Consider the following 24142-nt stretch of genomic DNA (forward strand, 5'->3'; position numbering starts at 1 on the left):
GCGATGCAACGTTTCAAGAATTCAACCAGTTCCGGTGTGAACCGATCGTAAAAAGCCGAAGGGACGAGCTCTTTGGCCGCCATACTTCCGTAGCAACGCCGGATACTCGCTAAACTTCGGGAAACGCCGACACCAAAACTGAGAATTAAGGCCCAGAAGAACATCACAGGATCCACTTCACGGGATCGTTTGATAAATTTCGTTTCCCTTGCTGTTTCTTTTATCCATTCGGATGGGAAAATTCGCGTTAATTCTTCTTCGATGACCGTGGTTTTTGGGGAAGGTTTTTTCATTGGGGACGCCTCCATCACAAGTGATATGTCAGCTTATGATTTCGACATCATCTTATAAAAAACCTTTAAATGACTTAAATTACCAATATGTTTTTGGTTAACCGAACACGAATGTACAACGCTCTATAAGGAACTCGCTTTGTATGGAATGATCGCTCCGTTGTTTCGCAACCAAAAGCATTTACGGCGCAGTATGATGAGCGCTTTGGTATTTTCGGCCAGTATATTTACTTTAACGCAAATCGTTTTCCATCTGTGCTTCTCCATCAACACGGCGCAACAAATCGGCTTTCCCCTCTATCAAGTGTCCCGCTTGGTTCAGTTTGAGTCGTTTTTTCAACGGATCGATCCGTTCTTCTTCTTTATCTTTGCCACCATCATCTCCCTTGGCCTGTCCATGGGGCTTTATAGTTCCGCCCTGTCCTTCGCCCAGGCCATCGGTGCCCCTGATTTTCGCCCCTATCTTTTTCCGCTGGCCTTCATCGCTCTGGCGATCGCCTATCTTCCCCTGCGACTCCTCGATACAATCCAACTCAGCCTTTTCTTGAATATCTGGTTAACGCTCCCCCTCCTGGTAATACCTCTGCTGCTGCTGCTATGGAACCGGCTATTTTCTCGCGTTCAGGTGAAAAAATGATGAAATCCACCGGGCCACGACGCCGGCGCTTCTTCCTCCTGTCTCTGGGCTGCCTTGCTTTTCTTCTCACCGGCTGCTGGGATCGCCATGAACTGGAGCAATTGGCTTTTGTGGTGACGATGGTCGTCGACAGAAGTGTAGGCAACCAGATCGACCTATCCATGCGCATTGCCGTTCCCAGCGGCCTCCAAGCAAGTGGGGACCGTGGCACCAGTAAACAAGGGATAGCGCAAACATCCCAAATGATCACGGTTACGGCTCGCTCACTGCCGGAAGCCATCGCCCTGGCCGAAGCAACCGTCGAACGAGCGCTGGATTTTCGCCATCTTCGCGTCGTTGCGTTCGGGGAGCCCTTGGCCCGCGAAGGACTCCTGCCCTATTTGGATACTTTGGAACGATATCGCCAGTTTCGGCGCACCATCTACATCTGGGTCGCCAAAGAAGGCAGCGGTCGCCGTCTTTTTCTCGAGAATGCACCGGTATTGGAAAAAAATAGTTCTGCTTTTATTGATGATCTAGCCCGTACGGCCACGCGTATAGGCTATTCCCGTATGCCGACGCTCCACGAATTTTTAAACGAAACCGATCATCCCCACTGTGATTCCGTCATCGCCCTGATCGGCATCGCTCCGCTTGTCGAGAGTGAGCGTAAGAACCAGGGCCAACCGGTGCCTACCGAAAAATATCATCAACAGCTCCCGCCCCATCCGGAACCGGGCGGGACAACCCTGGCCCCCCTCGCCCGTTCCGGCGGCAATCCCGTCGAATTTCTCGGTGTCGGCCTGTTTCAAAAGGGAAAAATGATCGATCAATGGTCCGGTCAAGAAACACGCCTGTATAACCTCTTAAAAGACACGTATCGCATCGGTCTGTGGAACTTCGATTCACCGACGGCACCCGGACCGATTAGCCTGCAAATTCGCCGGGTTCGCCCCATAAAGATAGGGCTTACCGGCTCGGAAAAATTTCCCCACATGGACATTGCCCTGTCGCTGGAAGGGGAGTTTGTATCTCTCCAATCGTTAGAGCAATATGTATCGACCGAGAGGATCAGCGCGGTGGAATCTTTCGTCACGGCGGTGCTCCAGGAAGAATTGCTGGCGCTGATTCATAAAGCCCAAAAAGCCAAAGCCGATCCCTTCGATCTTGTTCGCTACCTGCAACGGCGCATGCTGACCATGCAGGAATTCGATGCTCTCCCCTGGCGTGAACGTTTTGCCCAAGCCACCGTTACGGTCTCCGTCGATTTCAAAATACGCCGCACCGGATTACGGATTCAACCGCGGTTGCAGAAGTGAGATAATTCGTGATGTTGACCATGTTGTTAATCGCCATTCCCGTACTCGCCATCGCACTCTATACCTTCCGGTACGGCCAGTTCCTCTGGCGCAACGACCATAAGCCGGCCGCCGTGGGTACCTATGTTTTAGCGTTGGCCGTCGTTGCCGCTCCTTGGCTCGTACTATGGAGTCGGAGGTGAAAAAACGATGCAACCGACCTGGCGACGTCGCGTGTTATGCTTCACCCTGCAACTGAGTTGCCTCACCTTGTTGCTCGCCGGTTGCTGGGATCGCAATGAACTGGAGCAACTGGCCTTTGTGCTGACCCTCGGTATCGACCGGAGCGTCGATAACCAGATCGACGTGATGCTGCGCGTCGCCGTTCCCGTCGGCGTTGAAGCCGGCCCGGGAAAAAAAGCCGGCGGTGGCACCGTATCGGGAACGACCAAAGTCCTCACTGTGACGGCCCGTTCCGTTCCCGAAGCCATCTCGCTTGCGGAAGCCACCATTGAACGGCAAATCGATTTTCGCCACCTGCGCATCGTCGTATTCGGTGAGCAACTGGCCAAGGAAGGCCTCCTGCCGTACTTGGATGTTTTTGAACGCTACCACCAATTCCGGCGCTCCACCTATATCTGGATTGCGAAGGAAGGAGCGGCCCGGCATATCTTTTTGACGACCGACCCAGTGTTAGAAAAAAGCGTTTCCCGCTATGCGGAAGACTTGGCCCGCCTTGTCCCGCAACTCAGTTTTTTTCGCATGGCCACCCTCCATGAGTTTATCAATGAAACCGACAGCCCCCAAGTTGATGCGGTTCTCCCCATCGTAGCTGTCAACCCGATTGTGGAGCGTGAAAAAAAGGAAAACAACAACGCACCGTTGCCGACCGATGAATATCATCAACAACTACCGGAAAATCCCGAGCCCGGCGGGAAAACCCTCGCCCCGCTCTACCGTTCCGGCGGCAACCCTTCCGAGTTTCTCGGTGTCGCCGTCTTCCATCAGGGAAAACTGGTCGACAAGTGGTCCGGCTGGGAGACACGCGATTACAGTTTACTGCGGGATACCTATAAAAGGAGCATCTGGGTCTTCCCTTCACCGACAGGGCTGGGTTTTTTTTCGCTGCAACTTCACCGCACCCGTGCACCGCAGATTACGATCACCGATGTCAACGATGTTCCCCACATTGACATCGCCTTATCACTGGAAGGTAATCTCCTGGGCATCCAGTCCTTAGAACCTTATGTGTCCAGCGATAAGATCGCCGACCTCGAAGCCTACGCTGCTGGTCAGATTCAAAGCCAAATTGCGGCCTTGATTCAAAAAGCCCAGCGCCAAAAGGTCGATCCTTTTTATTTCGTTCGCTTCCTGCGAACCAAAATGCTCACCATGAAGGAATTAGATGAACTCAACTGGCGTGAACATTTTGCCCAGGCTACCGTTACCGTAGCGGTCGATATTAAGATTCGCCGTCCCGGGTTACGGATTCAACCGCGGGAACGGGAAACGCCGTAAGCGTAAGCTCGTGCTGCGCACCCAGGAGGTTGACGATGCCCGTGCATGACGATCATTTAAAATATCTGCTTTCGATCACCGGGCACCGGCCGATCGCCGCTCGCGGGCCGATCGCTGCCGCGGCACCCACAATATGATCGGCGCGAAGCGGCAAGGGCATGTAGGATGGTTGCCTGTGGCCATCGTCATCAGCGCCTTTATTCACGTAAAAGCATTTTTGGTGTTACCGCGAACGCTTTGTCAATTCGCCGGGACGGCTGCCTGGCTCCTCCCCCTGATTGCGGCGTTCGTCAACGTGTTGGTACTCCTGGCGCTGGCCTCGTTGCTCCGCGATTATTCCCGCCGTTCTCTCCCGGATATCGCCGGATCACTCGGGGGCAAGCCGGCACAATTTTTGTTCGGCTTCTTTTATTCAGGCTACTTCTTGATCTTCTACGCCTTGCAGCTGCGGATTTTCGGCGAATTTGTCTTATCCACCTTTTTGCCGGAAACACCGCTGGGGGTGGTTCTGATCTCCATGGTGCTTTTGAATCTCTATTTATGTTACGAAGGTCTGGAAAACGTATCACGGACGATGATGATTCTTTTTCCTTTCCTGTTGGTCATCTATCTCTTCGCGTTAACATCGGCCGCCGCTATCGGCACCTTCGATCATCTGTCCCCGTGGCTGGGGTACGGCCTCATGCATACCCTGGGGGCCGGCTTGGCAGTCACTTCGCTATACAATCAACTTTTTCTTTATGGATTCATTGCTCCCTTATTTCGCGGCCAACGACAATTGCACCGCAGCATGATGGTTGCGCTGGGATTTGCCGCCGCTGTGATGATCTTTTCGCAGATCGTCTTTCAGATGAGCTTTACCATCCGGGCAGCCCAGCAGATGGGCTTTCCGCTTTATCAAATTGCCCGGCTCGTTCAGTTTGGGACGTTTTTTCAGCGAATCGATCCGCTCTTCATCTTTATCTGGCTGATTATCATCACCATCGGCCTGGCGATGGGAATATATACTTCGGCATTGGTGCTGGCGCAAGGCATTAAAGCGCCTGATTTTCGCCCGTACCTTTTTCCACTTGCGGTCATTGCACTTTGTATTGCCTACGTTCCGCAACGAACCGTGGATGCAACTGCCATTAACGATCGCCTGGCGGTATGGTTGCAGGTGCCCTTCTACGGTGCACTGATCGCCCTGTTCATCTGGAACCGGTTGTTGCATCGCTTGCCGGGAAGGAAAAAGGCTGCACCGCTGCGCTTGAGCGACAACGGGTCCGGTACCGCCTTTTCCGGTCAAAAAAAAATAAAATTGCGGAATCGCCGGAGCCATTGATGATCGAACGGTGTGAAAACGGATGTAGTTCCAACGATTGTATCAGTCACCAAACAATTCTGGTCACTGGCCTACTTATGCAGGAGGGCTTCATTGTGATACATTTTGATTGCATACATCGCAGCGCCTTTGTCTCAGCGAAAAAACAGGAAAGGAACATCGACGATGCAGCGAAAACTGAGCCTGGCTCTTTCCTTGCTTCTTGCCTTCATGATGCTCATGCCCCTTCCGGCGATGGCCGCCAAAAAAGTGACCAAAACCGGCACCGCATCATCCAAGATCATCCTCGGCTACTATCCTGTTGACTACATCGGCGACAAAAGCGCCTACAACTCCCTCGTCAATTACGGCGCTTCCTTTAACGCCATTTCCACCTTTACCTACAAAGTGGACAGCCTCGGCAACATCACCGGTACGCCACCCACCGACGGCCTGACCTTGGCCAAGTCCAAATCGCTCAAAGCCTACGCGCTCATCCACAACTTCATCAACGGCGGATTCGATACCAATACCGCGACAGCCCTGCTGAGCAGTACCACGGCCCGGCAAAACCTGATCAATCAGTTAAAAACCACCTTACCTAAGTACGGCTATGCCGGCGTCAATGTGGATATCGAAAATGTCCCCGCTTCCTGCCGATCCAACTATACCCAACTGATCAAAGAGATGAAAGCAGCCCTCTCCCCGCTGAACCTGAAAGTCATCGTCTCCACTCCCGGTAAAGTCTACAACGACACCACCTCCAACTGGGGCGGCGCCTTCGACTTTGCGGCCTTAGGGCAGTACGCCGACTACATACAGATCATGACCTACGATGAGCATTATTACGGCGGCACGCCGGGAGCGGTCGCTTCCATCGGTTACGTAACCAAAGCCGTCCAGTACACACTGACGACGATGCCCAAGACCAAAGTGCTGCTCGGTATCGCCACCTACGGCTACGACTGGTACGGCCCGAGCACGAAAGTCGTCAATTATTTTTCCGTTCCCAAACTGTTGACGCAATATAACATCACCCCCAAATGGGATGACTTATCGAAAACACCTTGGTTTACATATACCGACTCCGTAGGTCTCAGCCATCAAGTCTGGTACGAAAACGCCCAATCTACTGCCTATAAGCTCGACCTCGTCAATCAATACGGCCTCGCCGGCGTCGGCATCTGGCGCCTGGGTTTTGAAGATCAAAGCTTTTGGAACACCGTCTCCGGCAAGCTAAAGTAGTGTGATCTCTAAAGGCGCGCTCCTCCCACCGGGGATCAGGAGCGCGCCTTTTCATTAAAAAGGCCCCAACCACTTCGGTTGAGGCTTTTTGGTTATGCGGTTTTACGCAGTTGCATCTGTTCAACAGGTGCTTTGGTCATAATCGATAAGACAGCAGCAATCGCCGAAAGCAAAGCCGCAACAACATAGGCCGTCGAATAGGTGCCCGTCAGGTCCACCATGTAACTGGCCAGCATGGGACCGAAAACGCCGCCAACACCCCATCCGGTAAAGACGATACCGTAGTTGGTGCCCAGATTCTTCGTACCGAAGTAATCGGCCGTTGCCGAGGGAATCAGTGCTACCGAGGAGCCGTAGGCGAAACCAACGATGATCAGGGCGGCCGCAACCAGCATCGGTGAATTCAGGAAGCTTAAGATACCTAATACGGCTGCCGAAGGCGCGAACATAAAGAACATCGTGCGCGTGCGCCCTAATTTGTCGGAGATCGCACCGGCAATCAACCGTCCGCCGGCATTAGCAATCGCCAAGACAGCCACCAGCACAAAGCCCCAGTTGGCCCCTTTGAGCGCCATGATCTTGGCAGCATGGCCAATGACCATTAAGCCCGCTAAGGCGGAGCACATAAAGATAACCCAAAGGGCGTAAAACTGCGACGTACGTAACATTTCTTTGGCCTCATATTGCCGTGCCGTAACCGGTGCCGGACCGGCATTGGCCGCCGGTTTCACTTCGGTCACTGGCGGGGGATTCAACAATTGGGCAAGCAATACGCTGATGACCATGAACGATACGCCGAGGATCATAAATGACTTTTCAACGCCGTATGTACCGAGTAAAAATTTGGCCAGCGGTGACGCATAGACCGGGGCAGCGCCAAAACCGGTGACCACAATCCCGGTAATCAAGCCTTTCTTCGATGGCGGGAACCATTTGATCGCGACCGGTGTGGAAGCCGCATAAGCTAGCCCGATCCCGGAACCAGTCAACAAGCCAAACCCGATCGTAACCATTAACGGCGTTGGCGATAAGCTGGCGATGATTAAACCGCCGCCGCAAAGGGCACCACCAACGGTGGCTACAATGCGGGCTCCGTATTTATCTTGCATGCGGCCTGCAGGCCACATCCATACAGCAAACATAGCGATGGCAATGGTATAAGGAAGAGTTGCTTGCGTATTTGTCCAGTTGAGCTGCTCGGTTAGTTGTTTTGCAATGACGCTCCAGGTATAAAGGATACCTAAGGTCAGGTTGACCCCTACACCGGCCAGCACAACCAACCAGCCGCGGCTTGAAGATTGCATAGAAAATTCTCCTTTGATGTAGTATTATTAATTTTCAGATTTCTTACCCCTACGTCGACCTAGGTCCCCCTCCCGTGTTTGGTTTGTGTAACAACTATATACGAAAGCACGTTTGAATGCAAGCAATTGCGAGTATTTTGTTAATTCAAAAATCTCTGTAGCTTCGCGCGTAGCCATGACAAAGGCCCTCCCTGTTTCGACAAGGAGGGCCTTCCGTGATCCGCTAGATCTTCTTAACAAATTCCGATTTCAACTTCATTGCCCCAAAACCATCAATGTAACAATCGATATTGTGATCACCTTCGACGAGCCGTATGTTCTTGACCTTCGTGCCCATCTTCAGCGCCGAAGAACTTCCCTTGACCTTTAGATCTTTGATGACACTGACCGAATCACCATCGTGCAATACATTCCCATTAGCATCCTTGACCACTATTTCTTGATCCTTTTCGGCTTCTGCGCCTACAGTCCACTCATAGGAGCATTCCGGGCAAATCAGGAGATCGCCGTCCTCGTATGTGTATTCGGATTTACATTTTGGACAATTGGGCAAACCACTCATCATTTATTTTCTCCTTCTTAGCGGTGATAGGTCTCTCCCGCCCCAATCTTGAATCCCCGGTACACCTGTTCCAGTACCACCAGCCGCGCCAGTTGATGGGGAAAGGTTAACTTCGATAAGCACCAGCGATATTTACAAGCGGCCAGCACTTCATCGGATAACCCCAGCGTACCGCCGATAAAAAAAACCACCGAACTGGTGCCGTAAAGCCCCCATTCGGCCAGGTGTTTCGCCAGATCCTCCGATGACCACATGGCCCCGCGCAAATCGAGCGCCACACCGATCGTCCCGGCGCCGCTGCGGGCAGCCATCGAACCCGATGCCTTACCGGCCTTCCCGGTGCCTCCGGCGTCAAATCCCGCCGCCGCCAAGAGCCGACTGCCTTCTTTGGCTTTGATCGCCTCAGCCTCCGCCGGTGACGGCTGATCGGGCACCTTTTCGTCAGCGACTTCGATGGCCTCAAAACGGGCATAGGCCCCCAGGCGTTTGGTATACTCCCGGAGGCCCTCATGAAGATATTTCTCTTTGATTTTGCCCACCGCCACTAAGCGGATGCGCATCACGACTGCATCAGGTCCTTTTCACTGATCATGCCATAAACCTTCCACTCCGACGCAGCCAGCGGGCCGTTGCCTTCGGGCACTTTGGCCACAACCATCAGGTATTGTTCCTGCGTATCGGCATTACGCACCAGCACCTTCGCCACATCGGCATCGGTCGGCAGCGCGGCCATCGAACGGCCTTGGTTGCCGAACAAGGTCACGCTGACCACTTCCCAGGTACCGCCTTGACCGGCCAGCTTTTCAATCGTTTCCTTCGTTACCAGGCCGAGGGGATCGCGGGTTTTATCCCAGGGGCCACGCAGATCGGCTTTGTGATCGAACTTCACCGCCGTCAGGAAGTCGCGCACCACCGATGTAACTTTACTGGTCGTAGGACTGTCGATAAACGCACCGTTACCGACAACTTTCCATTGCCCTTGCACTTTGGCCAGATCCCAGGCATGACCGCCGCGGATCGGTGTCTGGCTGTAAATGGCCAGGTATTCAAACACCACCGTTGCCCGGTTGCCGCTTACTTCGATCTTATAGGGCTGAATGGCAATTTGCGGCATCCCCCGCATACCGGCCGCTTGAAACTCCTGCGAAAATTGCGCAAAATGGCTTTCTTCTTCCGTCAAGGCATCACCGGTACCGGCGCTGCCAAAAGCTTGTGGCAACAACTCGCGATTTCCCGTCGAAAGCGCTTGAAAACGCACCTTCAAGGCATTTTCGACCGCCCCAAGCACTTCTTTTTCACCGCTGGTCTGGGCTTCGACGGCCATCATCGGCGGCTCCGGTACCCCTTGATAGGCAATGGCCGGTGCCAAAAGGCCCGTCAGCAACATCGTCAGTATGACACTGAGCGGCACCCAACCCCAGGGATGAGGGCTTTCTTTAACGCCACCACCGCCATGGCCGTGATCATCATGACCATGATCATCGTGACCGTGAGCGTCATGACCGTTGCTATGCTCATCATGCCCATGGGCATGGGCCATGCTTTTTTGTTCTTCCGTCATTGTATTGAACCCCTTCCTTTTCTCTCTAGCCCGGTTTCTCCGAAAAAGCTACCCCTGCGCTTTTTCCCCCAAGGTTACCGGTAACGTTAATTTTTCTTGCTCCCGTACCACCGTCACATTCACGGTGTCGCCCACTTTGTATTTATAGAGCTCCCGCAGCAATTCCGGCCGGTTGTGGATCGCCTGATCATTAATGGCGATGATAATATCATTCGTTTGCATGCCTGCCCGTTGTGCCGGTCCACCCGGTACCGGTTGGACAACCACGCCGTATTCGGTAATCAAACCATACTGTTTGGCCAATTCCTTATCGACGTCAATATTGGTTTGCACGCCCAAGGCAGGTCGAGCCACTTTGCCGGTGTTGCGCAGATCGTTGACAATCTGCATGACCTGATTGGAGGGGATGGCAAAGCCCATGCCCTCAAAGCCTGGCACATTGATCTTGATCGAATTGATCCCGATCACTTCGCCGTTGGCATTTAAAAGTGCACCACCGGAGTTGCCCGGGTTGATCGCCGCGTCGGTCTGCATCAAGTTGAAAGCATAACTGCCTTCCCCCGTATTCAGTTGGCGATTCACGCCGGAAACAATGCCGGATGTAACCGAGCCGGCAAATTCTTTACCGCCGGGGTTGCCAATGGCGATGGCCAACTCACCCACTTGTACCTTGCTCGAATCACCGAACTTGGCGACAGGCAGGTTTTCTAAATCGATCTTAAGCACCGCCAGGTCACTGCTGGGATCGGAGCCAATCATGGTGGCCCGCGTCGTCCGTCCATCAGCCAAGGAAACGACGATTTCGGCCGCATCGGCCACCACATGGTGGTTCGTCACCAAATAGCCGGCCGGATCAAAAATAACGCCCGAGCCGCTGCCTTGTTCCCGGATCGTCGAACCGCCGAAAAATTGCCGCACCTTGACCCGATTTGAGATCCCGACCACCGCCGGTCCCACAGACCGTGCCACCTGGGCAATGCGGCTCGTCTCACCGGCGACCATCGTCGTTTCCGGCAATTGGGGCGGTAAAGCATAACCGGAAGGCGGCGGCGCGCTTTTATCCGTACTACCGCCGGGCATACCCGGTATGGGAATTCTCGCTCCACCCTGAGCATTGAATAAGGTCTGCGAAAAATAACCGCCCAGTAATGCTGCGATTAAAGCTACTACAAAGTAGGAAAACAACCCCGGTCGGCGCTTGCGGCCCGGCTGGTTTTCTTCGAAATAATCCATCGTAGCGCTCCGCCCTTTCTCGCATCCACATCCATCACACAATAACTCTCTTTAGACTGCCACCAACGGGTGTGCATCATACCGTGGGGCAACCGACAGCGCTATCGCATCACCGCAGCGATCATTGGTCAGTGTCAAGGCCACCGCAAAGCCACCGTCACGCAAACAGGTTGCGACGGTTTCCAAGGCCAGTTCGGGCCGGTTATTCGTCTCGCTGAGATGGGCCAGTAACACCTGTCGTGTTCCCTGCTCACAAAATTTGACCAGCGCTTCACCGGCGGCCCGGTTCGACAAGTGCCCCTGTTGCCCGGCCACACGCCGCTTGAGCGCGTAGGGATAGGGACCTTCCTGCAGCATGCGCACATCATGATTGGCTTCCAAAATGATCGCATCACAGCCCAGCAAACGTCGCCCCATCCCGCGCGTCACATAGCCGCTGTCGGTGGCCAGCCCCATACGCCGGCGGCCGTCGGAAACGGTCAAGCCGATGGAGCCGGACGTATCGTGGGGTGTCGGAAAAATTTCCAGCTTCAGTCCCCGGATCTCCAAGAACATCTCCAGTTCCAGCGTTTTGATCTGTTCCGGTTTGATTTTGCCAATTATGGATGCCATGGCCCCCCACGTCCCTGCCGATGCATAGATCGGCAGTCCATAACGCCGAGCCAGCACACCGACGCCGCGCACATGATCGATGTGCTCATGGGTAACCACAATGGCATCCATCGAACCGGGATCAATGCCCAGTGTCTCCATGTTCCGCTCCAACTGCTTTGCCGTCAATCCGGCATCGATGAGCAGCCGTGTATCGTTACCCTCCACATAAGTGCAATTGCCATTGGAGCCGCTTGCTAAGGTCGTGTAACGCATGGTGTCCTCCGCCGGCATCGATAGACGGTCACCGCTGTTTGCCGGCCGTCCAGTTGCGCTGTAATTTGCTTTGCATCGACTTTCCAGCCCGCTTTGCCCATCTGTTCAATGAACTTATCGCCATGGGCGCGACCGGGATCGGCCAAGAATATGGCGCCTTGGGCGGTCAGATGGCGTCGGAACAAGGCCAGCAAATCATCATGTACGGTAGGTTCATATAAAATATCGGACCCGATAATCACATCGAAGAGACCAATATCGGGAAAGCAACGCCAGTCCGCTTCCAGTAGCGTCGTTTGCACGCCATTGAGCTTAGCATTATAAGCCGCCCACCTCAGCGCCTGTGGGATAAAATCGGTTTGGGTTACATCGGCGCCGCCACGGGCCGCCGCAATGCCGGCCAGTCCCAACCCGGCACCTAACTCCAACAAGCGAACGTCCCGGAGCCGCACATGCTCGACCAGATAGCCGGCCAAGCCGATGGACGACGGCCAGAGCTCCGCCCAAAAGGGCAACTCATCGACTTCTTGGGCTGCATCGACCAGCGCATTGACATCGGCAACGCGCGCTATCGTCAACGGTTCCCCGGCGGGGAGCGTCACCGTCGTTGTGCTCATTTTCATTGCAATGTCCACGTTTGCTTCCGATCACCTCCCCCACCGGCTAGGCCTTACTGCTCGACTCGACCCGGCGTACCTTCGCTCCCAGGGAGCGTAATTTTTCCTCCAGATGCTCATAGCCGCGATCGACATGATACATACAGGAAACTTCCGTTTCCCCTTCGGCAATCAAACCGGCAATGATCAGCGCCGCGCCGGCCCGCAAGTCCGTCGCTTTGACTTGGGCACCGGTCAGTTCCGAAGTCCCATCAATAATCGCGGTGCGACCTTCTATTTTGATCTGGGCACCCATGCGCTGTAATTCATCGACGACGCGCAGGCGATTTTCATAGACATTTTCCACGATCATACTTGTACCCGATACGGATGCCAACAGAGCCATCAACTGCGATTGCATATCCGTCGGAAAGCCGGGATAGGGCATTGTTTTGATATCGACAGGCCGGAATTCTCCCCGACCATCCACAAGCACTTGATCGTCTTCTTCCTCCACCGTTACGCCCATCTCCCGCAGTTTCGCCGACAACGCATGAAGATGCGTCGGGATGACATTTTCCACGATTACCCGCCCACGAGTTGCCGCCGCTGCCACCATGTACGTGCCGGCTTCCACACGATCGGGAATCACCGCATAGCGTACACCTTCTAAACGCTGTACACCGTCAATGCGGATGAGATCGGTCCCGGCACCGCGCACCCGTCCGCCCATGGCATTGAGGAAGTTGGCCAAATCGACAATTTCCGGTTCCTTGGCACAGTTTTCAATGATCGTCTGCCCCTTGGCCAGTACGGCGGCCATCATGATGTTTTCCGTAGCACCGACGGAAGGGAAATCGAGATAGACTTTGTTCCCGGTCAAGCGCTTGCCGCCACCGATCACACCGCCCCGGATATAGCCATGCTCCACTTTCAGTTCCGCACCCAGGCAATAGAGCCCTTTAATATGCAGATCCATCGGACGGGAGCCAATATTATCGCCGCCGGGCAAGGCAACTTCCGCCCAACCAAAGCGGCCGATCAATGCACCGAGCAATAAATTGGACGCCCGCAGTTTCTTGGCCAGCGTATAGGATGTCTTGCATGATGCCGAATCCGGCAAGACCATGCGAATCGTCCCTGGCTCGAGCCAGTTCGCTTCACCGCCCAGTTCGCGGCATAACTCCATCATGACTTCCACATCAACAATATTCGGTATGTTTTCTAAAATCGTCTCCCCGCAACCCATCATGGCCGCAGCCATGACAGCGAGAGTCGCATTCTTGGCACCACTTATGGACACTCGTCCCTCCAGGGGAGTTCCCCCCTGAACGATCAGTTTACCCAACGAGTATCGTTCCCCTTTCCGCGCTGTCACGAGCAAAACTCCATCTATTAACGTTTTGCCACAATCACTTGTTATTCTCGTTTATTCCGCGGAATCCTGCTTAACAGCCAGGAAAAAGAGAAAGACACGCGTTCTTGGCGTGCCTTTTTTGGTTCTTGCTGCTACTTGGCGGCCGGTTCGTTGCGCAGTCCCGATAAATCCGGCTGACCGGTACCGGCCCCGGCTTGCCCTTGCGGCTTCGCCAGCATCGAATCGGCCCAGGCAATCATCTGCTTAAAGCGTGCTGCTTGCGGTGCCGACGGGTCGACGGCCAACGCTTGTTCCCAGACCGCCTTGGCAGCCGGAACATCCTGGCGGGCAATTGCTAAGAAAATGCCGTAGTTGATTTGGCCCTGTACGTGCTTGGGATCCTTGGCCAAGGCTTGCTTAAAATTCTTCTCGGCCACATCCAACTGCTGACTGTAAAAAGCGGCCGTTGCCAAGTCCACCCTAGCATTGACATCATCGGGCAGTTGCTTTAGCGCCTGCTGATAGGCTTCGACGGCCTGGGCGTAATAAGCGGAACTAGCCTCGGGCTGGTTGCGTTCCATCGCCAGTTCGCCCAGATCATAGCGCTTGTTGGCCAGGGCCATCCAGTCTTGGCCCTTCGCGCCGGCTTGCTTGGTGGCCGCTTCCAATGCCGGCAGCTCATTCAACCACGTCGATTCCAGGTTCGCCAGTGCCGCATCGTCATTGACCGGTGTGGCCGCCTCGGGTGGTGTACTTTCCGGCAGATAAAAGATGCCGGCCATGGTACTGCCAACCAAACCTACCGCCACAAGGATGGCTAAGGTTTTTTTGATCATCTGGGCACGACGTCCCCCTTGTTTACCCCATAACATTGCTGTTCCTCACTTCCGTTCTTCCTTACGACTTCCTTACGTTAAGGATCATCACCATGCCACCGTGCACCTATCCACGCTGCGCCGCCAGATACTTTTCAGCCATCGTCGCCGCCAGCGCACCGTCACCGACGGCTGTTGCGATTTGCCGGAGCGGCGTATCGCGCACATCACCGCAAGCAAACACGCCGGGAATGCCGATGCCCAACTGACCATCGGTGACCATAAAGCCTTCTTCCGTCGTCGCGATATCTTCGGCGATAAACTCCAGTTCCGGACGCTGACCGATAAAAATAAACACACCGTCACAATCGATTTCGCCGGTTTCACCGGTCTGCACATGCTTCGTCCGCACGCGCCGTACCAGTGTATCGCCTTCAATGGCTTCCAACACCGTATTCCAGCGGATCGACAGTTTTTCACTCTCCATCGCGCGGTCTTGAATCACTTGCGTTGCCCGCAATTGATCGCGGCGATGAATCAACACCACTTCCCGGGCAAATTTGGTTAAAAACAGCGCTTCCTCCACGGCTGAATTGCCGCCGCCGGCGACAACGACTTTTTTGTCCCGGTAGAGCGCGCCATCACAGGTGGCGCAGTAGGAAACGCCTTGTCCGTAATACCGATCTTCACCGGGTATGCCCAAGGTGGCCGGTTTGGCTCCCGTGGCAATGATCACCGTACGGCCATAGCGCGTTTGCTGCTGGCTGATCACACGCTTCAGGTGCCCGGTCAAGCGCACACACGCGGCTTCTTCCGAAAGATAAATGGCGCCAAATCGCTGGGCTTGGCTTAAAAACCGCAGCATCAACTCCGGGCCTTCCACCGGCTCCACAAAGCCCGGGTAATTCTCCAGGATCGCTGTGTTGGCCGCCTGACCGCCCGGCATGACGCCTTCCATGACGGCGGTGCGCATCCCGGCACGGGCCCCATAGAGCGCGGCCGTCATGCCGGCAGGGCCGGCACCGATAATCAAGAGATCATAAATATCCGGTTGCTCACGCTCCAGCCACGCCGCATATTCTTTTTTCATACAGCGATCCATGACGACCTGCAGACCCGCTGCTGTTGCGGCCGCTGCCGCTTCTTCATGGACAACTTGCTCCTGCAACCATAAGAATGAAACGCCCCGTGCAATCGCTTGCTCGACCACCGGCGGTACTTCGGAAGACTTACGAAAAACATCAACTCCGTCTAACGCGATCGACGCGGGAATGGACGCCACATCGGGATAGCAAACGTCTCCGCACCATTGTTCGATCATCGGGTTCACGGGAATCACACGCATGCCTTGGGATTTTAAATACTTGGCTACCTGATAACTTGCCCGTTCCGGCTTATCGGATATCCCAACAATGGCCACTGTCGCTATTCCAGCAAAATCGATCACACGAACCACTCCTTATTCTCTCGATCCCCCGTAACATACCCACAGAGGGTAAGCGATAACCTCATTATAAAAACCGGTTCCGAAAACTGTCAACGGAGCCTCTTGGAAAAGACCTCAAGGGAGCCTCTTGAAAAAAGACCTCCCAACGGGGAGGTCTTTTGCGTTGCGCTTATTCAATTGTTAATTCACGTAGCCCATGGGATTGCGGGTACCGCCGTCTTGTACTTCAAAATGCAGATGACTGCCGGTTGCACGGCCCGTTGCCCCGCCAAGACCGATCGTTTGCCCACGGCTGACCGTTTCGCCTGTACCGACGTTGATCTGCGACAAGTGGGCATACTTCGTCTTCATGCCACCATGGTCAATGACCACGCATTTGCCGTAACCGCCGGACCAACCGGCCGATACAACCACGCCTTCGGCAGCCGCAAAGACGGGATCGCCCGTATTCAGATCAATGTCAATGGCCGGATGAAACTCACGACCCCGATAACCGTAGGGCGAAGAAATTCGCCGCGTCGTTGTCGGCCAGGAAAGCTGGCCGCTGCCACCGCCGGAATATGTACCTTCTCCATTGGAGCTCCTGGAGCTTTTGGAACTGCCGCGCGATGCAATATATACCCGATCGGCCCGCACTTCGATGCGATCGACCGGTTTTTTCAGCGTCTGTTCCGCCACAAGATCTTGCTCTTTTTGATAGTTATTTTCTTTGGTCACCACATAGGTCGCCAGCTTACGGCCTTTGACGCCTTCTTGCTTCACTTTCACCGCACCGGCACGCATATTTTTGTCTTTTTCCACCTTCGTCGAATAAGGTACATCTTCTTCGGTCGAAATTTTATAGGTAGAAACGACAGTTAAGTAATAGCTCGGACGGTTAAGAAAAATCTCTTGCCCGATCTTGAGCTTATTGTCATTAACCAATTGCGTGTTCGCCTTACGCAGTTCGCTCCAACTCATGCCGTTTTTGGTGGCCACGCTCCATAAGGTGTCCCCTTTTTGCACGACATAGCGAAGCTTATCTTCTTTGCCTTCAGTGAGCAGTTTTTTCGCTTGTTCCGTCGACAGCACACGATCACCGGTGACATCGACATCCTGATAGGTCACCGTTTGCTTGACTTTGACATCGGTTACTTCCATCCCTGGACCACACTGGCCATAGGAGAAAAAGTGAACTGCGTCATTGATCAGCGTCTCGGCTTCCTGACGATTGGCGACGATAAACGCGGGATTGCCGTCCAAAACAATTTGACAAGCCTTACGGACGACGTGATCCGGAAGTTGCTGGGCAACAGCGGCATTTTCGCCACCTACCGATCCACGTACAGCCAACGTACCGACTCCACCGGCCAACACAAGCATGGTCGCGCCAACGGCAACCCATTTCACCCAAGGTTGTCGTTGCCACTCCACCCCCGGTTGATGCGCCAACTGCTCCTGCCAATCACCGATACGAATTTTGTCTTGAAGCGCCGACCAGGCACTTGAAAAATCGAAACCTTTTTTCTCTCCGAACATTTGTGCCCCCTTCCCACCAAAAACGACCCACGACTCAGACGTACTTCGCCTACGATCACCTTTAGCGTATGTTTTGAAACCGGGTGCCGAACAAGAGTGTATCGCATCCAGCGATTCCCCTTGCCTTCCCGATTATACCATAGCTTCAAAGGACACGTAAACGCAAACATGTACAATTTTCCCTTAAATCCAGCAGTAATCTTATGCACAATCGACAATGCCCGTCCCAAGGCCCGTTACCGCTCCGTTGCCCCTTCCAGCACCTTGGCATAAAGCGCCCATTTCAGCCGCATTTTGGCCAGGGCACAACTTCCCCGGGCCGGTATCAGCAGATCGCCGTTGGCGCCGGCATTGTTAGCATGGCAGCCGCCAGAGCAGAGAAAGCGCGCCCAGCAGGTAGGACAATCCTGCTTGTGATAGATATGGGCCTCGGCAAACTGCCTTGACAGGGCCGGACGCTGCACGCCTTCCGTCACCGAACCTAAACGATAGGCTTCTTGCCCGACAAATTGATGACAGGGATACAAATCGCCGTTGGGGGCTACGGCCATGTACTCGCTGCCGGCGCCGCACCCGGAAAGCCGTTTGGCTAAGCACGGTCCATGGGCTAAGTCGAGCTCGAAATGGAAAAAGCGCATCGGCTGGCCCGCCGCCCGCCGGGCTAAGATTTCCTCGGCCAGTTGCCGGTAAGCCTTATCCATCGCCGCCAGATCCTCTTCCCGCAGCGCATAGTCCTCACCGGGATCGCCCACCACCGGCTCCACCGACAGCTCCCGGAAGCCGCAATCGTGCATGTGAAGTACATCGGCGGCAAAATCCAAGTTCTCCCGCGTAAAAGTACCGCGCACGTAATAGTCGCGATGCCCTCGCGATTCCACAAACGCTTGCAAATTGGGCAGCACTTCGTTATACGATCCCGTTCCATCCACATAGGGACGCATCCGATCGTGCACTTCCCGGCGCCCGTCGAGCGATAACACCACCGACAACCCTTCCTCATTGAGAAAGCGCCCTGCTTCCTCATCGAGGAGTACACCGTTCGTTGTCAACGTCAACTTCAGGATCTTGTTGTATTCCCGCGCCTTTTCCTTGGCGTAGCGAACAAGAGCACGAACCACATCCAAATTCATCAACGGCTCGCCGCCAAAAAAATCGATCTCTACATGACGGCGCCCTTGCGAATGGGTCATCAAAAAATCGATGGCTTGCCGGCCAACTTCCTCCGACATCATGCTGCGATCACCGCCAAAGGGGCCGGTCCCGGCAAAGCAGTAGGTGCAGCGCAAGTTACAGTCATGGGCAATATGTAAACACATGGCTTTGACCAGCGGCGTCCCGGCTTCCTTCGTCAGGCCGGCCACCACATCTTCCGCGACGGCCGTACCGGCCGGCAAAAACTGTTCCCGCCAAAGATCCTTCGTAAAGAGCAAGCCTGCCGCTTTTAACGCACCCAGCTCCTCAAGCACCTCATCGATCACGCTTTTTTCCAGTGCGCCTGCCGCCTGCAGTTGCTCCCGCGCTTTGTCGCCGTTCCCGCCACAAGCCACCAGTGCCTCCAGCACTTGCAAGGCCGCTTGGTCCAGTCCATGCAGCGAATTGGTGTTGACATCATAGACGAAGCCATAATCGCCACAGGCAAAAGAAAACACATTTGCTGCCAAGTCATCGTTCAGCAGATCGGACCACCATGCTGTTGTTGTCATCGTTACCAACCAACCCTTCCCGCCTACGTCTCTTCTATGATCGATCACCGAACATCCCTGCCCGGCCCTATTTCATCATCAAACGAGAAAACGCCCTCTGTCCGCCATACCCGCGAACAGAGGGCGTTCACCGCACATCAGCGCTTATTCGCTTTTTTGACAAACTTGGTTGCCAACGGTGCAAGAGGTCTTGCAAGCCGACTGGCACGACGTTTGACATTCACCGCAGCCACCGGTTTGCGCCGTTGCTTGCAGTGCACCTTTTTGCAACGTTACGATATGTTGGGCCATTGAAACCACTCCTCACGCTTCTCACTGTTGCATTTCACAACGATCATCGTGATTATACCACGATCGGTAAACCAGGAAAAGATCTGACCCGGCGGTCATGACCGTCTTCGCCGGAAAATCGTCAACACGTACCGTATCCTGCATGATGCTTTTTGTGCACGCGTACAGTATACAAAAGAAAAGAACCCGCCCCCAGTTAGTTCACTGAAAACAGGCCCCTTATGGCTAAAATATGGCGGAGCAGACGGGATTCGAACCCGCGATCTCCAGCGTGACAGGCTGGCATGTTAGGCCTCTACACCACTGCTCCGTGGTGGGCGATGACAGGATCGAACTGCCGACATCTTGCTTGTAAGGCAAGCGCTCTCCCAGCTGAGCTAATCGCCCGAAAAAAAGTTGGTGACCCGTAGGGGATTCGAACCCCTGTAGCCGCCGTGAAAGGGCGGTGTCTTAGACCGCTTGACCAACGGGCCATAAAGATGGTGATCCATGCTGGACTCGAACCAGCGACACCCTGATTAAAAGTCAGGTGCTCTACCAACTGAGCTAATGGATCAATTCATTGTATCGTAGCAGATTGTCCATTGTTACTCGTTGGCCGCACCGCATCGCTTACGGATATGAATTATACGTGGTTCCAAGAAACAAGTCAACACCTTTTTTATAAAAAAAATAAAAAAGATGCGTCCCTGTTGAATATTCCTCCTAGAACCAAAGAACCCTTTTGCAGCTTGCCGATTCGAAGCGGCAAGCGCAAAAGGGTTCTTCCCCATCAATTCATCTTTTGGATTAATACACAGGGCGAAGGACGATCGTCTGGGCCCGGTCGGGACCGACGGCCAAGATGTCCACGGGGCATCCGGCCAGTTCTTCCACCCGCTCCACATAGCGACGGGCATTTTCCGGCAGATCGGCCATCGAACGGCATCCCGTTGTATCGGCCATCCAGCCCGGCAGTTCTTCATAGACCGGTTCACATTCGGCCAGGTCTTCCAAACTGGCCGGGAACGAGTCGATGACCTGATCGCGGAACTTATAGCCAACACAGATTTTAATGGTCGGCAATTGATCCAGCACATCTAACTTGGTCAGCGCAATGCCGGTCAGGCCGCTAACGCGCACGGAATAGTGTAGAATCACCATATCCAGCCAACCGCAGCGGCGAGGACGGCCCGTCGTGGTACCGAACTCGTGCCCGGCTTCACGAATGCGATCGCCCATGGCATCGTTCAGTTCCGTCGGGAAGGGGCCTTCGCCCACACGGGTCGTATAGGCCTTGGCCACACCGATGACTTTGCTGATCGTCGTCGGACCGACACCGGCGCCGGTACAAGCAGCACCGGCAATCGGGCTCGAAGATGTAACAAAGGGGAATGTGCCATGATCCAGATCGAGCAACGTTCCTTGCGCACCTTCAAACAAAACGCGTTGATTGTCTTTGCGCGCTTGTTCCAGCACAAGCGGCGTATCGGTCACATAGGGGCGAAGACGATCGGCATAGGCGCTGTATTCCGCATAGATCGCTGCCGCATCGACGGGCTCCGCATCATACAGTTTGGTAAAGAGGCGATTTTTTTCGGCCACATTCGCTTCCAGTTTGGCACGAAAATGTTCCGGATTCACAAGATCAACCATGCGAATGCCGACCCGCGCCGCTTTATCGACATAGCAAGGTCCAATGCCCCGCTTGGTCGTACCGATTTTGGCATCGCCCCGTTGCATTTCTTGCAACTCATCGAGCACACGATGATAGGGCATGATCACATGAGCCCGCGACGAAATCCGCAAGTTCGCCGTCGAAATGCCCATGCCTTCGAGATAATCCAGTTCTTTGATCAGCACGCCGGGATCGAGCACCACACCGTTGCCGATGATGCAAATCTTGTCGGCATTCAAAATTCCCGACGGGATCAAATGGAGTTTGTATTCCTTACCTTCAACAACCACCGTATGTCCGGCATTATTTCCACCTTGATAGCGAACGACCAAGTCCGCATCTTGCGCCAAAAAGTCTGTGATCTTACCTTTACCCTCGTCGCCCCACTGTGCACCAACGACAACTACCGAAGACATACCGGCACCCCCATCATTTTTGCAAGCCTTGCAACTGTTTTCGCCGATGTTGACGGAAACGGTCTTGGCTTTTATGTTTTTCCTAACCTCGTCTAATAATACATCACTTCGTCAAACGTTCCAAGACTGAACGTGCAGCAACTACACCGGCTGCCGACGCTTGCGCCAAGCCCCGCGTCACCCCGGCGCCATCGCCAACGGCAAACAAATTGCGTACTTCCGTCTCCATCCCTGTCGATAACTGGAGCCGTGATGAGTAAAACTTAACTTCCACACCATAGAGCAGGGTATTGCGCGAATTCACACCCGGTGCGATGGCATCGAGCGCCTCCAGCATCTCCACAATCCCTTTTAAGAAGCGATAGGGAAAGACCAGCGACAAGTCACCGGGCGTTGCTTCCGGCAACGTCGGACGGACGACGCCTTTGCGAATCCGCTCCACCGTCGAGCGCTTACCGGCCAGCAGATCGCCCAACCGCTGCACCATGACACCACCGCTCAGCAAATTACCTAGCTGCGCCACGTACTTACCGTAGGCAATCGGTTCCCGAAACGGTTCGGTGAAATTTTTGCTGACCAGCAAAGCAAAGTTGGTATTTTCCGTTTTTTTCTCAGCATGGGAATGACCGTTGACCGTCATCAAGCCTTCCGTATTTTCTGTCACCACTTCCCCATGAGGATTCATACAAAAGGTACGTACCTTATCGTCAAAGGACTTGGAGTGAAAGATAAACTTTGATTCATAGACCACATCGGTCAAGGGCTTCATCACCGGTGCCGGCAGTTCCACGCGCACGCCCAGATCCACCGGGTTAATCGCCATCGTCAAGCCCAGCCGCGTCGCTTCTTCCCGCAGCCACGATGAACCGTCGCGGCCCGGACAGGCGATGACGGTCTGCGCCTGTAGTTCCTCACCATCCTGAGTCAGTACCCCCCGCACGACACCGTCATTGACGAGCAGCGCTTGCACGACCGTACCGGTGCGCACTTCTACGCCCGATTGCTCCAATGATTCCCGCATGCGCTGCATAATCTGACCGGTACGGCCCGTGCCTAGGTGGCGAATCGGCGCCGGTACCATCCGCAGATCGGCCAGCACCGCCTTTTGACGAATCAACTCAATCTCCTCGTCCCGGCCTACACCATAGATCTGTTCCGGCGCACCAAAGTTCCGATAAATGCTGTCCACATAGTCAATGAGCCCTTTGAGCGCCGGCTCACCGATATATTCGCCTAAATAACCACCGACTTCCGTCGACAAGGTGATCTTGCCGTCGGAAAAAGCACCGGCGCCACCCCAACCGCAGGTCGTCGAGCATGGCGAACAAGATACACAGGGAATATTTTTTTCCTTCTGCGGACAACGGCGCGCGTCAATCCCGCGGCCTTTATCCAAAATCAACAACTTCAACTGCGGCTTCTTCGCGATCAATTCCAAGGCGGCAAAAATACCGGCCGGACCCGCTCCGATGATGATCACATCGTACACAGAGCCATCTCCTCATCTCATCGATATCGCAGTAACAAGAAACCTCCCGAACATAAAAAAAGCCTTGCCCGCGGGCAAGGTTTGCCCGATTAATGGTAGCAAAGCCCCGATCCAAAGTCAAGGTACGCGCCGCTTACGCTCCTGCCAAGCCAAAAAGCGGTGCCCCGGTCACCGGGACACCGCTTTACGATTGATGCTTGAATCCAACCACAGGCTTGAATCCAACGGCAAATGCTTAATGAATCGGCGGTACCTTTACCGCTTTACGCTGCCAAAGCAGGTAGCCGATCAAGGGCACCGCAGCACCCAGTGCCCACGGTAATCCATGGGTCAGGAGCGGCACGTGCTGTAAATATTCCGCGACCATCTTGTCATCCATCATCATGCGTCCTGCCGTCCAAGCCAGCACGGCCGCACCGATGTTGATGATGATCGGAAAGCGTTCCAACCACTTGAGGATGATCGTACTGCCCCAAACGACGATGGGAATCGAGATGGCCAACCCTAAGGCGACCAAGAGGTAGTTCCCGTGCGATGCCCCGGCAATGGCAAAGACATTATCCACACCCAGTAAAATATCAGCAAAGACAATCGTCTTTACGGCGGCCCAGAAGGAATCGGCCGAATCCACCTTGACATTTTCATCTTGCGGACGAAGCAATTTGAAGGCAATGTAGACCAGCAACAAACCGCCAATGAACTGCAACAACGGAATTTGCAGCAGGTACACAACCCCTAAGGTCATGACAATCCGCACCACCACGGCACCGACAGTACCCCAGATGATCGCCTTTTTACGCTGCGCCGCCGGCAGTGCCCGCGCCGCCAGCGCAATCACGATGGCATTATCGCCGCCCAAGATGATGTCAAACAACACAATCGATGCTAACGCAATGAGAAAATCAACCATCGCAAGTTCCCCTATCATGTGTACACTCTCCTCCTCGGCACTCCTTAGTAGAGTCTGTCTAAAAACCCCCGCATCCCAAGGGGCGATTCAAAAAACGCATTATTCGATGGTATTTTGCACCATTTAAAGGTATTTTGACTTCG

The 24142-nt window shown here is 54.3% G+C and carries 22 protein-coding genes, 4 tRNA genes and 1 pseudogene; 6 read left to right on the top strand and 21 right to left on the bottom strand.

From position 1 onward, the window contains the following. Nucleotides 1–293: pseudogene (locus EDD73_RS13065) on the bottom strand (IS4 family transposase); the annotation flags it as partial. Between the two features lie 85 nt (nt 294–378). Between EDD73_RS13065 and EDD73_RS13070 the strand changes: the two are divergent. The 6 genes from EDD73_RS13070 to EDD73_RS13090 all read left to right on the top strand — a co-directional run bounded on the left by EDD73_RS13070 (nt 379) and on the right by EDD73_RS13090 (nt 6273). Further along, on the top strand, nt 379–930 hold the full coding sequence (locus tag EDD73_RS13070; RefSeq protein WP_131920633.1) for a GerAB/ArcD/ProY family transporter: 552 nt from the start codon (nt 379–381) through the stop codon (nt 928–930). Next, the gene (locus EDD73_RS13075; RefSeq protein WP_165876516.1) at nt 930–2228 is read left to right on the top strand and encodes a Ger(x)C family spore germination protein; all 1299 of its coding nucleotides are present in this window, start codon (nt 930–932) and stop codon (nt 2226–2228) included. Before EDD73_RS13070 ends, EDD73_RS13075 begins: the two co-directional genes overlap by 1 nt. A gap of 8 nt (nt 2229–2236) precedes the next feature. Next, on the top strand, nt 2237–2410 hold the full coding sequence (locus EDD73_RS14960; protein WP_165876517.1) for a hypothetical protein: 174 nt from the start codon (nt 2237–2239) through the stop codon (nt 2408–2410). Nucleotides 2411–2417: 7 nt separating this feature from the next. Next, nucleotides 2418–3725: a Ger(x)C family spore germination protein gene (locus tag EDD73_RS13080; RefSeq protein ID WP_131920637.1), complete on the top strand. Its 1308-nt coding sequence runs from the start codon at nt 2418–2420 to the stop codon at nt 3723–3725. 175 nt (nt 3726–3900) lie between these two features. Further along, nucleotides 3901–5049 (top strand): GerAB/ArcD/ProY family transporter, encoded by a 1149-nt coding sequence (locus EDD73_RS13085; protein WP_165876518.1) that lies wholly within the window; start codon nt 3901–3903, stop codon nt 5047–5049. Nucleotides 5050–5214: 165 nt separating this feature from the next. Further along, nucleotides 5215–6273 carry a glycosyl hydrolase family 18 protein gene (locus tag EDD73_RS13090; RefSeq protein WP_131920641.1) on the top strand — a complete coding sequence of 353 codons (1059 nt, stop codon included), beginning with the start codon at nt 5215–5217 and terminating at the stop codon, nt 6271–6273. A 92-nt stretch (nt 6274–6365) separates the two neighbouring features. On the opposite strand, the gene EDD73_RS13095 is transcribed toward EDD73_RS13090, so the two are convergent. The 20 genes from EDD73_RS13095 to EDD73_RS13190 form a co-directional block, all read right to left on the bottom strand. Continuing rightward, nucleotides 6366–7577, bottom strand: coding sequence for an L-lactate MFS transporter (locus tag EDD73_RS13095; protein ID WP_131920643.1), 1212 nt, complete (start codon nt 7575–7577; stop codon nt 6366–6368). Nucleotides 7578–7800: 223 nt separating this feature from the next. Then, nucleotides 7801–8139: a zinc ribbon domain-containing protein YjdM gene (locus tag EDD73_RS13100; RefSeq protein ID WP_131920645.1), complete on the bottom strand. Its 339-nt coding sequence runs from the start codon at nt 8137–8139 to the stop codon at nt 7801–7803. Nucleotides 8140–8156: 17 nt separating this feature from the next. Further along, nucleotides 8157–8699, bottom strand: a complete 543-nt coding sequence (locus EDD73_RS13105; RefSeq protein WP_131920647.1) for a 23S rRNA (pseudouridine(1915)-N(3))-methyltransferase RlmH — start codon at nt 8697–8699, stop codon at nt 8157–8159. Further along, on the bottom strand, nt 8699–9700 hold the full coding sequence (locus tag EDD73_RS13110) for a hypothetical protein (protein ID WP_131920649.1): 1002 nt from the start codon (nt 9698–9700) through the stop codon (nt 8699–8701). Before EDD73_RS13110 ends, EDD73_RS13105 begins: the two co-directional genes overlap by 1 nt. Before the next feature lie 48 nt (nt 9701–9748). Next, entirely contained in the window at nt 9749–10933 is a 1185-nt protein-coding gene (locus EDD73_RS13115) for a S1C family serine protease (RefSeq protein ID WP_131920651.1), read from the bottom strand. Between the two features lie 51 nt (nt 10934–10984). After that, a complete protein-coding gene (locus tag EDD73_RS13120; RefSeq protein WP_165876519.1) occupies nt 10985–11800 on the bottom strand; it encodes an MBL fold metallo-hydrolase in 816 nt (271 codons plus the stop codon). Next, nucleotides 11782–12423, bottom strand: a complete 642-nt coding sequence (locus tag EDD73_RS13125; protein WP_131920655.1) for a class I SAM-dependent methyltransferase — start codon at nt 12421–12423, stop codon at nt 11782–11784. The genes EDD73_RS13120 and EDD73_RS13125 overlap by 19 nt, the downstream gene beginning before the upstream one ends. A 40-nt stretch (nt 12424–12463) precedes the next feature. After that, nucleotides 12464–13744 carry a UDP-N-acetylglucosamine 1-carboxyvinyltransferase gene (gene murA / locus EDD73_RS13130; protein ID WP_131920667.1) on the bottom strand — a complete coding sequence of 427 codons (1281 nt, stop codon included), beginning with the start codon at nt 13742–13744 and terminating at the stop codon, nt 12464–12466. A gap of 161 nt (nt 13745–13905) precedes the next feature. Then, a complete protein-coding gene (locus EDD73_RS13135) occupies nt 13906–14625 on the bottom strand; it encodes a tetratricopeptide repeat protein (RefSeq protein ID WP_131920657.1) in 720 nt (239 codons plus the stop codon). 70 nt (nt 14626–14695) lie between these two features. Further along, on the bottom strand, nt 14696–16015 hold the full coding sequence (trxB, locus tag EDD73_RS13140; protein ID WP_165876520.1) for a thioredoxin-disulfide reductase: 1320 nt from the start codon (nt 16013–16015) through the stop codon (nt 14696–14698). A 180-nt stretch (nt 16016–16195) separates the two neighbouring features. Then, nucleotides 16196–17533, bottom strand: a complete 1338-nt coding sequence (locus EDD73_RS15490) for a M23 family metallopeptidase (RefSeq protein WP_131920659.1) — start codon at nt 17531–17533, stop codon at nt 16196–16198. 236 nt (nt 17534–17769) lie between these two features. Then, the gene (gene scfB, locus EDD73_RS13150; protein ID WP_131920671.1) at nt 17770–19236 is read right to left on the bottom strand and encodes a thioether cross-link-forming SCIFF peptide maturase; all 1467 of its coding nucleotides are present in this window, start codon (nt 19234–19236) and stop codon (nt 17770–17772) included. A gap of 144 nt (nt 19237–19380) precedes the next feature. After that, entirely contained in the window at nt 19381–19527 is a 147-nt protein-coding gene (scfA, locus tag EDD73_RS13155) for a six-cysteine ranthipeptide SCIFF (RefSeq protein ID WP_131920661.1), read from the bottom strand. A gap of 233 nt (nt 19528–19760) precedes the next feature. Then, a tRNA-Asp gene (locus tag EDD73_RS13160) sits at nt 19761–19837 on the bottom strand. Nucleotide 19838: 1 nt separating this feature from the next. Continuing rightward, nucleotides 19839–19914, bottom strand: a tRNA-Val gene (locus EDD73_RS13165). Between the two features lie 10 nt (nt 19915–19924). Next, nucleotides 19925–20000: transfer RNA gene (locus EDD73_RS13170), tRNA-Glu, on the bottom strand. Between the two features lie 7 nt (nt 20001–20007). Further along, nucleotides 20008–20083, bottom strand: a tRNA-Lys gene (locus EDD73_RS13175). Nucleotides 20084–20316: 233 nt separating this feature from the next. Then, entirely contained in the window at nt 20317–21600 is a 1284-nt protein-coding gene (locus EDD73_RS13180) for an adenylosuccinate synthase (protein ID WP_131920663.1), read from the bottom strand. Nucleotides 21601–21703: 103 nt separating this feature from the next. Next, nucleotides 21704–23089: an NAD(P)/FAD-dependent oxidoreductase gene (locus tag EDD73_RS13185; RefSeq protein WP_131920665.1), complete on the bottom strand. Its 1386-nt coding sequence runs from the start codon at nt 23087–23089 to the stop codon at nt 21704–21706. A gap of 235 nt (nt 23090–23324) precedes the next feature. Then, nucleotides 23325–24017, bottom strand: coding sequence for a TerC family protein (locus EDD73_RS13190; protein WP_243116924.1), 693 nt, complete (start codon nt 24015–24017; stop codon nt 23325–23327). Between the last annotated feature and the right edge of the window lie 125 nt (nt 24018–24142).

Origin of the sequence: Heliophilum fasciatum, from assembly GCF_004341395.1 — a bacterium.
Classification (GTDB): domain Bacteria; phylum Bacillota; class Desulfitobacteriia; order Heliobacteriales; family Heliobacteriaceae; genus Heliophilum; species Heliophilum fasciatum.